Consider the following 15,334-nt stretch of genomic DNA (forward strand, 5'->3'; position numbering starts at 1 on the left):
CCTATGGCATCGATAGAGACAACCGGCATCGAAATAGTCGACGATAGTGAGCGCACCGCGAAACCCCGGCATCTTTTCCTGCCGTGGTTCGCCTCGAATATCTCCGTTTTTGGGATGAGTTACGGGGCGTGGGTGCTTGGATTTGGTATTTCTTTCCCGCAGGCGCTGGCTATCACGGTCATCGCCGTGATTCTTTCCTTCGCTATCTGCGGGGTCATCGCGCTGGGCGGCAAACGCGGCTCGGTGCCTACGATGGTCATGTCCCGAGCGGCTTTCGGGGTGAACGGCGCGAAAGTTCCGGGCATTATTTCCTGGCTGACGTCCATCGGCTGGGAAACGTCGCTGGCCATTACCGCAGTTCTGGCCACCAACACGGTGCTCGCGCGGCTGGGCTGGGCCGGGGAAGATTCCACCACGGTCAAAGTGGTAGCGGCAGCGATTGTTGCCACCCTCATCGTGCTGGGCGCGGTGGCCGGCTACCACATTATTATGAAAATGCAGGCGGTCCTCACCTGGATCACCGGCATCACCACCATTATCTATATCATTTTAGTTTTCCCGCATCTCGACGCCGGCGCGCTCTTCTCCCACCCGTCCGGCTCGGTGGCGGCCATGCTCGGCGCTTTCGTCATGGTGCTCACCGGCATGGGTCTGGGCTGGGTGAATATCGCGGCGGATTGGTCACGCTACCAAAGCCGGCAGGCGCGCGGGAGCCACATTATTTTCTGGAATACCCTGGGTGGTTCCCTCGGCCCGGTGGTGCTCATTAGTTTCGGCCTTATGCTCGCCGGTTCAGATGACGCCCTCTCCGACGCCATCGGCGCTGATCCTGTGGGCGCGTTGGCCACGATCCTGCCTACCTGGTTCCTTCTCCCCTTCCTCCTCACCGCGATTCTTTCGCTGCTGTCGGGCGCGATTAACGGTATCTATTCTTCGGGGCTCACGCTCCTCACCCTGGGGATTCGGATTCCACGGCCCCTCGCCTCCCTCATCGACGGCGTTATCCTCACCGTGGGCACCGTGTACGTCACCTTCTTCTCACCCACGTTTATCGGTCCCTTCCAGTCCTTCCTGGTCACCTTGGGGGTGCCGCTTGCCGCGTGGACCGGCATCATGATGGCGGATATTACGTTGCGCAAGCGTGATTACGACGACGCCGCACTCTTCTCCCCCACCGGCCGCTACGGCAACTACAACGTGACCTCGCTGGCCATCTTGGCGCTGTGCTGTGTGATCGGCTGGGGTTTGGTCGTCAACGGCTTCTCCGATGCCCCCTTCAATGATTGGCAGGGCTACCTCCTCCCACTCATCGGCGGGGTGGACGGGCCGCTCGGTTCGGGCAACATTGGCGTGATCCTGGCTCTCATCATCGGCTTCGTGGCCTACTACGGCCTGTGCGGGGCGCGGGTACGCCGCCAGGAAGTGGAGATGAACTAGCGCTACCCATACAAAAGTGGGGCGGACATTTTGATGATGTCCGCCCCACTTTTATGATCCGATCGTTCTTGCTATCCGCAAGATTTCCCTGTTAGTACTGCTTCTTGACCACCACGACGATAGCCCAGATGGAGAACGCAATATCCACGATGGTGGCGAGGATGAAGAGGATGAAGCCAAAGCCTACGCTGGCAACCTCAGAGAATTCAGAAAGCTTCGAAAGCGCGTTCATACTCCCGATAAAGAGCAGAATTCCGAAAAGCAAACCCACCCCGCCGGCGGTAGCCATCGTCCACTTTTTCTTCATCACCAGAGCAAGCGTGGAGAAAACAGCCGCAATGAGGTAGCAGAGAATGACCATCCACGCCGATTCTGCGTCTCCCGTCATCATACTGGCGGAAAAACCAAAGGCGGAAGCGAAGGGCAGGAAAACGCTGAGCATCGCGAGGACCTGAGCGCCGATAAGCACCGCCGGAATAATCACATTCCACTTGGAACCGCGCCCCGCGGAGGCAGCCGCGAACCCCTGGCGCATCGCACCGGCCTGCTGGGCCACCGCCGGAGCCACCCGGTTATTTACAAAATCCTTGGCGCCGGTAGCGAATTGCTTGAGGCCCTCTTTCATATCCCCCACGGAGTTATCCGGAACGCCCGGCCCGGCCACCGCGCCCTGAGCCACAGCCTCCTGGTACTCCCGCAACGTGGGTTCGCGCCCGTTATCCAGCTGGAAACGAGCCTGCCACTGTTCGGCGGTGAGGGGCTGCGGGGCGTGTGCCGCAGGCTGCGAGAACTGGGGTGCGGGTTGTTCCGCCGGCCGTTCTTCCGGCTGCGCTGCCGGTTGCGGGGACTGCTGAGTTTGCGGAGCCTGCGGGGCCGGCTGGCCCTGGGCTTCGGCCTGGCGCTCGCGAATCCAGGAGACCAGCGCCGGGTAGCACTGCGGGTGCACCGCAATGGCATCCCATAGGTCGGGGCGCTGGGCCGCAATATCGGCAAGATCCCGCGCGGTAATCTGCGGGTCTCCCAAATTCTCAAGGGTCATCGTGCGCGGATCGTACATCATAGCCGTTCTACTTTCTCCCATAGAATTTTCGTGCCGTGCGAACGCGGACGAAAACCCGTGTAGCTACTAATAGTTTCTATCGTTAATATACGGAGTTTTCTCCTGTAGTAACAGTATCCCAGCTACCCTAGGTACGTGGAGTTTATGAAAAACTCTACAGGTACGACGGCGGGGCTCATCACGCGAGTTCCACCTTCCACGTCACCGTACTCCATCTGTGAGGAAGGACTATCCCATGACTAACGGACCTGACCAGTTCCCACCGTCCACGCCGGTGCCCCCACCTCCACCTCCCCCGCCTTCCGCGCAGACGCCTGAAGATGCGGGGCTGACCCGGACTATTCCGCAGGTAGAGGACGCGCCAGCGCCTCAGCCTGAGGCCACTCCGGCGAATCCGCGCACGGTTCCCGTTCCGCCGCCTCCCCCGCAACCGGATCCGGAACCCGAGCTCTCTGCCGAGACCCCGGCAGCGGATTCACCCGCGGTGGAGGATTCACCCGCGGCAGCGGCGCCGTCGGCCCCCTCCCCAAGCGGGCCTGAACCGCACGTACCGGCCGATGCCGAGGCGGGCGCGCCCACCCGTATCGCGCTTCCGCGCATGCTTGAGGAGATTCCGAGTGCAGCCAGCGCCGGCGTTGCCCCGGATGTGGTACCGGCTCCGGGCTACCCACCTGCACCGGGCTATGCACCGCAGCCCGGATACGGTGTTCCGCCGCAGGGCTACGCCCCTCCGGGCGGATACGGCACCGCGCCGAGTCCGGCGGCGGGCCCCGGGCTACCGGGAGGAATGTACCCGGCCGCTCCGGTATCCGCGGTACCCGCGGCACCACGCCAGAAGAAATCCCATAAGAAATTGTGGATCAGCCTGGTGATTCTGCTCGTGCTCGTCGTGGCGGGAGTTATTGGTTTTAAGGTGACGGCCAGTAAATTCGCACCGGAGAAAACTGCCGAGAAATATCTTTCCGCGATTGTGGAGGGGAAGGCCAGCGCGGCGCTCGACGTGTACGACCCGAATGTGCGTTCCGGTGAGCGCCTGCTCCTCAGCGATGAGATTTACAGCAAGGCCACCAACCGGCCCACCGATTTTGAGATCATCTCTGCCTTTAAGGCACCTCAGGCGGGCGGGAAAGATACCGTGCATGTGAGCGCGGAATTCACCATCGACATGAAGAAGTATCCGGTTGACCTTACGCTAAGTGAACGCGGCAAGAAATTCCTGTTCTTCTCCGAATGGCAGGTCACCGATGCACCACTGGGGACCGTGGAACTGCGTTCAGTCACACCGCAACTCAGTGTTAACGGGGTCGACGTCGATCTTTCGACCACGGTGGACCCGGCCAATAAAGGCGAACGGCTCAGCGAGTACTATTCGCTCCCCACTTTCCCGGGGACGTATACCGTGGGTGCGCAGGGCGGAGATACCTTCGTGAGCTTCGGGGAGGCACAGAGTGTATCTGTTCCCGTTATTGGCCCGGGTTCCTCGACCTCCATTGAACCGAGCTTCACCCCGGAGGTGGCCGCGGAGGTACAAAAGCAGGTGAATGCCCGCTACGAGGCGTGTATGCCCGCCAATACTTTCGAGGTGAAAGAATGCCCCGAATTGAATATGAGCGATCCGGTTTTCCAGGCCGTGACGGAAATTCGGCGTTCGTGGAAGGAAGAGCCCAAGGTTGAGGTAGATGCCGCCAGCGTGCGCTACGAAGATGGTGCTTACGTGGGCACCGCCAAGGTCAAGGGCAAAGCCATCATCAATTACAAGCAGCGCTACAGCGAAAAAGACCCCTGGAAGGAATCGGAATTCCCGGTCAATATCTGGGTTAATCGCACCCTGCGCTTCGAGGTGAAGGACGGGGCGATCACGGTGGATTTCTCCAAGGATAATTACGGCTGGTAAACACGGCTCCAGTTACCAAGCGCAACTGTGACTGGGCACTGCTGTTACTCAACGAAAGAGCGGGGCGGGTAGGTCATCACAACCTACCCGCCCCGCTCCTATGGGCTGTACCCGCTCTGATTTAGCGCAGCTGGTACTTACCGTTCACCAGGCGGTAGCGCGGATCGAGGAGCAGCGCGGCTTCACCTTCGTGGCGATCCCCGGCGAAGCGCTCGTCCACCGAGGTTTCGGTGTAGAGCGGCGCGTGGCCGACCATTCCGGCAACCAGGTGACGCGCGCCTTCCAGCAGGCGCATATCAGCGCTCTCGCGCCACAGCTGGGCTGCCTTAGCGCCGTTGGTGCGCGCGATAGCCGCCTCGAAAGCCGCCGGATGCACGAGCATCATGAGCGCGGAGACGTGCCCGAAGCCAAGCGAGGTCAGCACGGCCGCCTTAATATCCCCCACCTCGAGGACATCGCGCGGCCACACCAGGTAGCTACGTTCCTCGAAGGCCGGATCGGAGCAGTCCAGGGCCTTATTACCCGGGATCTTCCCGGTGGCGAACATCTGGGTGATGCCAGCCATCTGGAAGAGCGCCGCCCCGCCCTTAGAATGTCCGGTCAGGGTCTTCTGGGAGACAACGTAAAGCGGGTTGCCTTCGCTGCGCCCCAGTGCCGTGAAGAGGCGGTCATGGAGTTCCGCTTCGTTCGGGTCGTTCGCATTGGTGGAGGTATCGTGCTTGGAAAGCACGGCGACGTCGTCCACACTCACGCCCAGATTGCGCAGGTTCGTGGCCAGCACGGAGTTTTCTCCGCCCATGCCCGCGGCCAGCGCTCCCAGGCCCGGTGCCGGGATCGAGGTTTGGATACCGTCCGCGAAGGAGCGGATATAGGCCACCACACCGTAGACGGGCAGCCCCATCTGGGCGGCCACATCTCCGCGGGCCAGCAGCACCGTGCCGCCACCGCAAGCTTCCACGAAGCCACCGCGGCGCAGATCGCCGGCGCGGGAGAAGAAGCGCGGGTTAATGCCCTTCTTTGCCATCGCGGCAGAATCCGCCGTCGCATTCATATCACCGAAACCGATGAGGGACTCCACCTGCACGTCATCAATCGCGCCGGAGACCACGAACTGGGCCTTGCCGGTGGCGATCTTATCCACGCCCTCTTCCACCGAAACGGCGGCGGTCGCGCAAGCGCCGATGGGGTGAATCATGGAACCATAACCACCCACGTACGCCTGCATGGTGTGCGCGGCGATAACATTCGGCAGGGTTTCCTGGAGGATATCCTGCGGATAATCCTTCCCCAGGAAACGATCCACGTACAGGCGGCGCATGGAGGTCATCCCGCCAAAGCCGGTGCCCTGCGTGGAGGAGACATCCACCGGGTGGACGTATTCGAGCAGCTCCGCCGGGGAGAACCCGGCCGAGAGGAAGGCATCTACCGCCGTCATGAGGTTGTAGATAGCCATGCGGTCCGCGCTCTCCACGAGCGACGCCGGAATCCCCCACTTGGCCGGATCGAAATCGGTGGGGAACTGCCCGCCCACGCGCCGGGTGAGCGTGGTACGACGCGGCATATAGGTCAGTGCCCCGGCCTTGCGCAGCACCCGCCATTCGCCGTCTTCTTCGAAGAAGCTGGTGAAGTTCGGATCTGCTTCGGCATGGGCGCGGGCCTCCGCCTCGCTACCGGCCGTGAAAACAACGTCCTTTTCCAGGTAGACCGGGGCGATATCGGTGGTCCCGATATCGGCCAGCGGCCCGTCGTCCACAAAGGCGCGGATTCCGGAACGTGCCACAACCTCATCGCGGTAGCGCTCGAAGATATCCTCTTCCGGCACCAGTTCCCCTTCGGGCGTGTACCAGCCCGGCTTGGGGGTATCGAACCAGGTGAGCAGGCCCATCATCCAGGCCAGCTCGAGCACCCCGGCCGGGGTGAGGTCCACATCGCCGTCGCTTTGAATCCCCAGTTCGGCTTCCCACCGGGTGCGCGAACTGCCCCAGGGGCCGGTTTCGCCCAGCCCCACGATGACCACGAGGTCCTCGGGCTTCGCGGTACCCTTCCCGAAAGCACCCAGGTCCATAGTGGGCTGGTGGATGCTCACCGGGCTGGGCAGCGCCCGCACGCTCGGCGCGTCCTCCGCAGCAGGTGCGGGTGCGGCCGGCGTGATGCTGGCGGCCAGTTCGGGCAGGTTAATATCGCCCAAGCCGCCGGTCATATCGTGGATAACCGGGGCGCGGCGGGCAGCAGCCACGGATTCGGGGGTGAAGAGAGTGAGCAGTTCGCGCCCGGCTTCCGCCGTGGACCAGGTGTGCACACCCTTGGCTTCCACAGCTTCGACCAGCGGGTCGTTCCCGCCCATGAGGCCGGTGCCGCGCACCCACCCGATCTTCGCGTGGGCAATGGTGGTGCGCTGGCCCCACGGCTCCACGCGCCACTTATTGACCACCGCATCCAGCGCGGCCTTGACCTCGCCGTAGGCACCGTCCCCACCGAAGGAGCCCCGGTTCGGGGAGCCCGGCAGGATCACGTGCATACGGTGATCGATAGCGGCATCGGTTCCGAGGCTCGCGAGGGTGCCGATGAGGCGCTCCACGCTCCACAGCAGCACTCGGGCCTGGTTTTCCGCTTCGGGGCCGGCATCGCTGAGGTAGCCGCTCACCCGCGGCGCCGCGAAGGGCACGAGCAGATCCGGAATAAGAGCCGGCTTGATGAGCTTCGAGGTGGCACCCACGGTTTCGCGCTGTTCGGCACCGATCCACGCGGTGATCGCGTCGACGTCGCGGAAGGAGGCGAGGTTGGCGGGAATAAGCCACAGCTCGGCACCGTTGATGGCGTTCTCGCGGTAGAGCTTCTTGGCGAAGTTCAGACGCGCGGTGGAGATACGCGAGGAGGTGGCGACGACGGTTGCCCCGCCGGCCAGCAGCCCGGCCACCACCGCACCGGCGATGGAGTTTTCTGCCATACCGGTGACAACCGCGATCTTCCCGGCGTAAATGCCGGGGGTGGTATCGCGCGCCTCACGGGCAATCTTGGCGAAACGCGCCGCCAGATGGGGATTGCGAGCCGCCTGCCATTCGGCCTGGCGGGCCACTTCTTCCCCAACGCCGGTGAAATTGGCGCTTACCTCACGCCCGAAGGCGATCTTGGCAACGTCCTCGCGGGCGGTCGCCCAGCGGTCGCACAGGCGCACGGCCTGGGCCGGATCGAAACGCGGGGTCACGAAGTCTTCCCAACCGCTGCCCAGTTCCGCGCTCATGGCTTCGCGCAGAGCCAGATCATCGGCGCTCGCCTGCGTGTCCGGGCGCTCATCGTGCCCGAGGCGCGCGAGCAGATCGCGGGCGGTCCCGGCCAAAATCGCGTCCATACGCTCGGCATAAGCGTCCAGGGCCGCGGAGTCGACGACGCCGCCCGCCCCGCTCCCGGTACTCGGAAGCGCAACGCTGACCCCGTGGGCTGCACCCACCGCCCGTACCGCCGCGTCGATGAGGTCATCGAGCTGCGCAGCCGAGGTGGGGGCGAGCGGGAGGGTCGCCAATTCATCGCCGCGTACCGACTTACCTTCCCGGGTACCCAGGAGAATCGTGGCGGTCACGTGCGCCACCCAGCCTTCACCGAGCTGCCAGGTGTCCTGCACCCGCTGGGCCACCCGGGCCGGCTTGGCGCCGGCCGCACCGGTGAGGGAACGCAGCCGGTCAGCGATAGCTTCGCGCAGCACGCTCCCGAAAGGCTTGTAGGAGTGGGCGGCCTGATCCACCTGGGAAACCAGGGTGGCGAGCGGTGCCTCCGCGGCGCCGTCCATGGAGGCCAGGTCAAATTCAGCGGTCATATCCATAAGGATCTGGTTACGCTTCGAGGAAACCCCGTTGGTGAGGGTTTCGACCGAATCGGCATCACCCATCTGATCCACACGGATCTTGGTGGACCAGGCCAGCAAAACGCGCAGGGCGTCACCGGCCCGGAAGGGCAGATCCGCTGCCGGCTGGCCATCGCCCGCCGGAGCGCTTTCCGGGGCGGGAGCGGCCGCAGCTGCCGGAGCAGCCGCGGGGGCCGGGGCCTCCGGAGTAGCAGGCGCAGCTTCGGGTGCCGCAGCAGCGATATCGCCGCCGCTCGCACCGGCACCGTTGGCGGCGCTCGGGGCCGCGGCCGCGGTGCTTTCCTCGAGTGCGTCCTCCGCAACCGGGGCACTGGCCACATCCTCATGCAAAACCCGCTTGGCGTCACGCTGGACGTTGTACACGCTCACGTGGCGTTGGGCGTGCTTGGGCAGCGCCAGGGTGCGGGTGGCCATATTCGCCAGCGTGGGCGAAGCGGCCAGGCCGATTTCCACGATATCTTCCACCCCGGCCTCAATGAGGTAATCCTGGGTTTCAATCCAGCGCACCGGGGAGGCGAACTGCCAGGCCAGCAGCTCGATAAGTAGCTCGCGGGCGGTGCCTACCCGGTCGCGCTCCAGGCGCGCGGGCAGGTCGGCGCGAATCTCACGCACCACCCGGGAGGGCACAACCTCAAGAATGGCATCGCAGAACTCTTCCGTGAGTTCGAAGGGGCGAGCTACCAGATTCGGCAGGTAGCGCCCTTCGAGGATCTCAAGCTTGATATCGGCGGGAACGATGGCGCGCAGGGTATCCCCAAATTCGGCCACCCCGGTGCGCAGCACGCTGGAGTGGAAAGGCACATCAATACCGGGAACCAGCATGAAGGGGCGCTTGCCCCCGGCCTGCCGGGCGCGCTCATTGGCGTCCTTTTCCAGGGCTTCCAGGCCCGCTACGGTTCCGGCCACCGCGTACTGGGCGCCGGCCAGGTTGTAATTGACAATCTCGAGGAATTCCCCGGAAGCGGCAGCCACCTGCGCGACGTAGTCGCGCACGGCGTCGTCGCCCACCCCAAATTGGTTGGGACGCAAGGCACCCATACGGTAATTCGAACGGCCCTGCTCATCGCGTTCCACAAGATGATGCATCGTGGTACCGCGCCGGTACACGATTTCCAGCACGTCCTCGAGGCTGAAGACCTGCGAGTAGGCGGACAGCGCATTGTATTCGCCCAAGGAATGCCCGGCGAAGTAAGCGCCGCTTACCAGTGAACCTTGTTCACGCAGGCGCGAGGTCTGGGCGAAGGCCACGGTCGCGAGCGCCACCTGGGTGAATTGGGTGAGGTTGAGGACGCCTTCCGGGTGGCGGAAGATCTCATCACGTACCCGCAGCTCCACCGGGTTATCGCGCACCACGGCGAGGATGGAGAAACCAAGGGCGGAGCGGGTATGCCGGTCGGCGCGTTCCCACACCTCGCGTACGGCAGCGGAGGCTGCCCGATCATCGAGGGTCATGCCGCGGGCCTGGATCCCCTGGCCCGGGTAAACATAGGCGGTACGCGGGGCGCTCACGGTGCACGATGCCTGGGAAACCACGGTATCCCCGCAGCGGGCGGTCACATCGAGGGCAAGCCCGCCCCCGCGCACCCGGCCCACGCGCTCCACGGTGATATCCACCGCGTCACCGAGGTTAACCATGCCGAACATGCGGTAGGTCCACCCGGTGATATGCATGGCGGCGCGCCCGGCAACCGGATCGGCCACCGCGTGCTGGGCGGCGGCGCACAGCCACATGCCGTGCACCAGCGGGGCTTCCATTCCCGCCACCAGCGCGGCGTTGCGGGACACGTGAATCGGGTTGAAGTCACCGGAAACAATGGCGAAAGCCGTCATATCGGTGGGGGCCTGCACGGTAACCTTGCGCAGCACCGAGCGCGGGGTGTCGATAATATCGGCATCCACTCCCCCGCGCGCCGCCGGCTCAGAGGGCAGTTCGGTGGTGGTAGCACGCCCGCGCATCGCGAAACGCTCCTGGAATTCCAGCACCACGGTGCCATCTTCGCGCGAAACATTCGTGCGGATGGTCAGCACTCGGCCGGCCGAGGATTCAGCCACGGAGGCCACCCAGGAGCGCGCGGTGAGCTGCCCGGCTTCCAGGATCTCCTCCACCGGCACATTCACCTTTTCGAGGTGATCGAGGTGCACGCCGGAGAGCAGTCCTTCAATAATCGGGTAGCCATCGGCTTCGCCCGAGCCCATCGCGGAATAGATGGTGGGCCAGCACGAGCCGAGCAGCGCGGAGGGCACGGCCGCCGGGGTGCGCCCGGCCGGCGCGGTGATCCCCGCGTGCAGGGTGTTGATTTCCGGGGAGACCGCGAAAGTGAGGGTGGCCACGCCGTCGATCATCTCGGGTTGCTTGGTGATGGGGGTGCCCCCCAGCGTTGTGGTGCCCACCCCGGACATCGCGGCGAGGACCTCGCGCATGGCATCTTCCAGGCGCGCGTCGTCCACCACGGGCAGCCCGCCGGTGGCTACCGATTCGGGCAGCAGCAGCGGGATGCGCATATGCCGCACCACGTGCTGATGGGCCTGGGTGCCGTCCCAGAGCGTATCGAGGGGCACGAAGATTTCCAGGCCCTCCGGGGTATCGCGGATTTCCGCTTCCGGAATGAGGTGGGCCGGGTTGGTGGCCAGGTGACCGTGCCACACAATGAAGGGGGTTTCGCGCAGGAACGTTTCGCGATCGCGTGCCGCGCGGGAGAAGGCCGGTTCGGCCTGCGCTCCGGCAGCGGCTACCCGGGAAACCGCGTCTTCTTCGTAGCGGCCCAGAATCTCGGCGATCGGCTCATCCACCTTGGTGATGGCTGCCACCGAGGTGGGGCCGGGAATAATGCGTACCTGGTCCGCGGTGTAGCGCGGGTTATGGGATTGCCACAGGGAATCCGAACCCCAGAACCGCAGTACCTGCTCGTTGATAACCGGCACGAAGGGTACCGGCTTGGGGTACTTGGAGGCCAGGGCCACGAACCACGCTTCATCCTGCGCCAGAACGGTGTGTTCTTCGGCGCTCGGGTAGGCGGCGAGGAACCGCTCGAGTGCGGCCTGCGGATCGGCGGCGGCATCTTCCTGAGTGGGGAAGAGCGTGGGAACGTCGCCGCTTTCGGCCGTGCACAGGCGCGCTTCGAAACGCTGCAGCATTTCCCAGAAACGGGTTTGGGTGGGGTCGTCGGCCCACGGCACGGTCAGGTCCACGTAGCGGCGCAGCACCTGGGCGTAGGTCATATGCGCGATATCCCCGAAGTACGGCTTCGCGGTGGCGTTGATCGCGGTGATGATCTCATCGCGGCGCGCGGCAATCGCCTCGGCGTCCCCGTCCACTTCCACGAGGAGGCGGGCGGCGCGGGCAGCCGCGTTTTCCACATTGTAAATATCGGCGTGCAGGGAGGACTGGGTGGAGCAAATACCACCGCGGGTGGAGCCGGCCGCCACCCAACCGCCGTTATCGTCCGGGCTCACGCCGGGTGTATCGACGAGCAGCTGCTTCACATCAGGATTCGTTTTCGCTTCTTTCGCGGCCATGGCCGCGGTCCCGATGAATACGCCGTCCACGGGCATGGGCCGCATACCGTAGGCCTGTGCCCACGTTCCGGTGAGGAACGACGACGCGCGCTCGGGAATGCCCAGCCCGCCGCCCACGGTAATAATGAGCCCGGCCTCACGCATCTGGCCGTACGTTGCGATAAGTAGATCTTCCAGGTTCTCCCAGGAGTGGTGCCCGCCGGCGTGGCCGTCTTCCACCTGCGCGATGAGCGGGGCACCCGGGCACGCCTTGGCGATCTCCACGAGCTGACGAATTTGAGCCACGGTACCCGGCTTGAAAGCAATATAGGGGAAACCTTCGGCGCGCAGCCGCGCGATGAGGTCGAGGGCTTCCTCCTTCTCGGGAATACCGGCGCTGATAACCACGCCATCCAGAGGTGCCCCGGCGGCGCGCTGGCGGGAGACCAGCCGGCGCGATCCGAACTGGAGATCCCACAGGTAGCGGTCCAAGAACATGGTGTTGAACTGAGCCACCCGGCCCGGTTCCAGGTGCTCCCGCAGGGTGGAGAGGTTCTCAGCCAGGACTTCTTCGGAGACCTGCCCGCCCCCGGCGAGCTCGGTCCAGTACCCGGCGTTGGCGGCAGCCGCCACGATTTCCCCGTCCACGGTGGTCGGGGTCATCCCGCCCAGCATAATCGGGCTGCGCCCGGTCAGCCGCGAGAAAGCGGTATCCAGGTAGGTATGCCCCTTGATCTGACGCAGCTGGGGGGCGTAGTCGGACCAATCGCGGGTGCGGGTCACCCGCGCCACTCCGGTCACCAGGTCATCGCGGGCCGCGGCGGTGGAGGCATCCACGTAGCTCACTCCGGTACCGGCCAGGTTTTCCAGGGCGATGGTCTTGAGGTTCGGGCCCGGGCCCAAGTCCACCACGAAGCCCACCGGGGTGCCCTTTCCGCCCGCTTCTTCCAGGGTGGCGGCGAATTCCGCGGTCCAGTCCAGGCTGGCGGTCAGCACCGCGCGAGCGAGTTCATCGCTGCGTTCCACGCTCAGGGAACAGCGGGCCGCCCAGGAATCCACCAGGGCCACGGCCGGCTCGAGGAGCGGCGAATGGAACGGCGCTCCCACGTTGAGGAATTCGCAGACCGGGTGGAGGGCTTCCCCACCGGTGAGCTTATCGGCGCGAGCGCGCGCTTCCCGTTCAGCTTCGCGTTCGATGAGCGCCACCAGCGCAGTGAGCGCCGCCGGGCGCCCGGATACCACGCAGGCTTCCCGGGAGTTAATAATGGCAACATCCGCATCCGGGACCTTGGCGGCCAGCCGGCGCAGCAGCGGGGCACCCACACCCCGCACCGAAAGCATGGGGCTGGCCTCCTTGCTGGCGGTAATTCCGAGTTCCCCGCTGATCTTGGAAGCAGCCGCCCCGATGAGGCGGGCGAGGGCGAAAATACTGGCCGGCTCGCTGGATTCCACCATGGCCGCGGCTAGCACGCCCTGGGAATGCCCGATGGTGGCGGTGGGGCGCACCGCTAGATCGCGGTAGGCCCCGTACTGGCTGAGGAGGATGCCGGGAACCGAGGTGTGGGGGGCCCGCCCGGCGCTGGCCGGGCCGCGCAAGCCGAGCAGGTCGAGGCGTCCGGCCGAAATCACGGTGAGTTCGGGGAGCACCGGGGCGAGGATTTCTTCGGCCGCCGCATCCACCGCGCTCAGGTCGGCGCGCAGCTGCGCGGAGGTGAGCAGCTCATCTAATTCGGTGCGCCAGGGGGTTCCCTGGCCGGCGAATTGGAGGATCCAGGGGCTGGCGGGCGGGGTGGCCGTCAGAGATTCATACACGCTGGTCATAGTGTTCTTTCTGCTAGGTGCGGGAGATCCCGCGAGGCAATTCTTGAGAAAAATGGAAGGTCACAGGTGGCGGTGGGGCTCTCCGGATGAAGTACTTACGGATAAGCGATCCGCTACGCCACTCGAGGCGGGCCGCTACATGGGAATATTCCCGTGCCGGCGCTCGCCCGGATGCGAGCAGTCTTTGGTGGCGAGGATGCGCAGGGATTCAATGAGCACCCGCCGGGTATCTTCAGGGGCGATAATGCCGTCCAATTCGCCGCGTTCCACGGAAAGGAAAGGATTGACGTTATCGCGGGTGTACTCTTCGATGAGCTGCTGGCGCACCGCCGCCACATCTTCACCGTTCTGTTCAGCTTCCCGCAGGCGCCGTCGGCCTGTAATAGCGACCGCGCCCTCGGCGCCGAGCACCGCAATTTCCGCACCGGGCCACGCGAAGTTGAGGTCCCCACCCAGGGACTTCGACCCCATCACGATATAGGCGCCCCCGTAGGCTTTCCGTAACACCACGGTGACGAGGGGCGTCGTCGCATTCGCGTAGGACCAGATCAACTTCGCACCGCGGCGGATAATCCCGGCCTGTTCCTGTTCGGTGCCGGGCCGGTACCCGGGCACATCCACGAGGGTGATAACCGGCACGTGGAAAGCATCGCAGAATTGCACGAAGCGCCCGGCCTTTTCGGAGGCATCCACGTCCAGGGTGCCGGCGTCCACGAGCGGCTGATTGGCCACAATTCCCACGGACTGCCCGGCCAAGGCCGCGAATCCCACCACGATGGAGCGGGAGAAATGTTCCTGGACCTGCACGAATTCCCCGTAGTCCACGAGGTTCGCGATGACGTCGAGCATATCGTAGGGCTGTTTGGTGGAGGCGGGTACCAGATCGGTCAGGTGGCGGGCGCACTGGGTATCCGCGGCCGTTTCCTCATAATCCCAGCGCGGCAGCGAGGCGTCGCAATGCGCGGGAAGGTAGGTGAGGAGGGTGCGGGTGTAATCGAGCGCATCATCCTCATTGGCGGCCAGGTAGTGGGCCACCCCGGATTGGAAATTATGGAGGGTGGCCCCGCCCAAGTCGTCGAAAGACACCTCTTCGCCGGTGGTTGCTTTGACAACGTCCGGTCCGGTCACGAACATATGCGCGTTATCACGCGTCATAATAATGAAATCGGTGAGCGCCGGGCCGTACACCGCACCGCCCGCGCAGGGCCCCAGAATAACGGAAAGTTGCGGGATAATGCCCGATGCCGCGATCGTTTTCTTGAAGATGCGGCCGTATTGGGAAAGGGCGACGACGCCGTCCTGGATGCGGGCGCCACCCGAATCAAGCAGCGAGACCATGGGGATGCGCAGCTCGAGGGCCTTATCCATGAGGGCCACGATTTTATCGCCCTCGGCTTCACCCAGGGTGCCCCCGGATACGGAGAAGTCCTGGGCGTACACGGCCACCAGTTGCCCATCCACCTGGCCAATTCCGGTCACCACCGCGGCACCCTGGAAACCGCGCCCGAGGTTGCCCCCGGCAAAACGCCCGATCTCCGTGAAACTTCCTTCATCGCACAGCAGGGCGATACGCTCCCGTGCGGTCTTTTTACCGTGGGCGTGCTGGCGCTTCGCGGCGCGTTCCTCGGCCTGGCGGGCCAGGTCGTTTTGGTACTCCGCGAAACGCACCCGATCCACCTGCTGGGCGCTATGATCCAAGGTTTGCCATTCGTGGGCGGATCGTAATTCAGTCAGCGACATGATTCTCCTTCGCTACGTGCGGGCACGG

At 64.5% G+C, this 15,334-nt stretch carries 5 protein-coding genes; 2 read left to right on the forward strand and 3 right to left on the reverse strand.

The window, feature by feature from the left end; all coding sequences use genetic code 11:
- Positions 1 to 3: 3 nt before the first annotated feature.
- Positions 4 to 1,437 carry a purine-cytosine permease family protein gene (locus QP828_RS02200; protein WP_274733558.1) on the forward strand — a complete coding sequence of 478 codons (1,434 nt, stop codon included), beginning with the start codon at positions 4 to 6 and terminating at the stop codon, positions 1,435 to 1,437.
- Positions 1,438 to 1,528: 91 nt separating this feature from the next.
- Here the strand turns inward: QP828_RS02200 and QP828_RS02205 are convergent, their stop codons facing one another.
- On the reverse strand, positions 1,529 to 2,497 hold the full coding sequence (locus tag QP828_RS02205; protein ID WP_279058213.1) for a variant leucine-rich repeat-containing protein: 969 nt from the start codon (positions 2,495 to 2,497) through the stop codon (positions 1,529 to 1,531).
- Positions 2,498 to 2,732: 235 nt separating this feature from the next.
- Between QP828_RS02205 and QP828_RS02210 the strand changes: the two genes are divergently transcribed.
- Positions 2,733 to 4,391, forward strand: coding sequence for a zinc ribbon domain-containing protein (locus QP828_RS02210; RefSeq protein ID WP_279058212.1), 1,659 nt, complete (start codon positions 2,733 to 2,735; stop codon positions 4,389 to 4,391).
- A gap of 121 nt (positions 4,392 to 4,512) precedes the next feature.
- Here the strand turns inward: QP828_RS02210 and QP828_RS02215 are convergent, their stop codons facing one another.
- Together QP828_RS02215 and QP828_RS02220 are read right to left on the reverse strand one after the other, a co-directional pair.
- Entirely contained in the window at positions 4,513 to 13,566 is a 9,054-nt protein-coding gene (locus tag QP828_RS02215) for a type I polyketide synthase (protein WP_279058210.1), read from the reverse strand.
- Positions 13,567 to 13,701: 135 nt separating this feature from the next.
- Positions 13,702 to 15,306: an acyl-CoA carboxylase subunit beta gene (locus QP828_RS02220; protein ID WP_274733563.1), complete on the reverse strand. Its 1,605-nt coding sequence runs from the start codon at positions 15,304 to 15,306 to the stop codon at positions 13,702 to 13,704.
- Positions 15,307 to 15,334 lie beyond the last annotated feature (28 nt).

This window comes from Actinotignum sanguinis (assembly GCF_030230305.1).
Taxonomy (GTDB): Bacteria; Actinomycetota; Actinomycetes; order Actinomycetales; family Actinomycetaceae; genus Actinotignum; species Actinotignum sanguinis.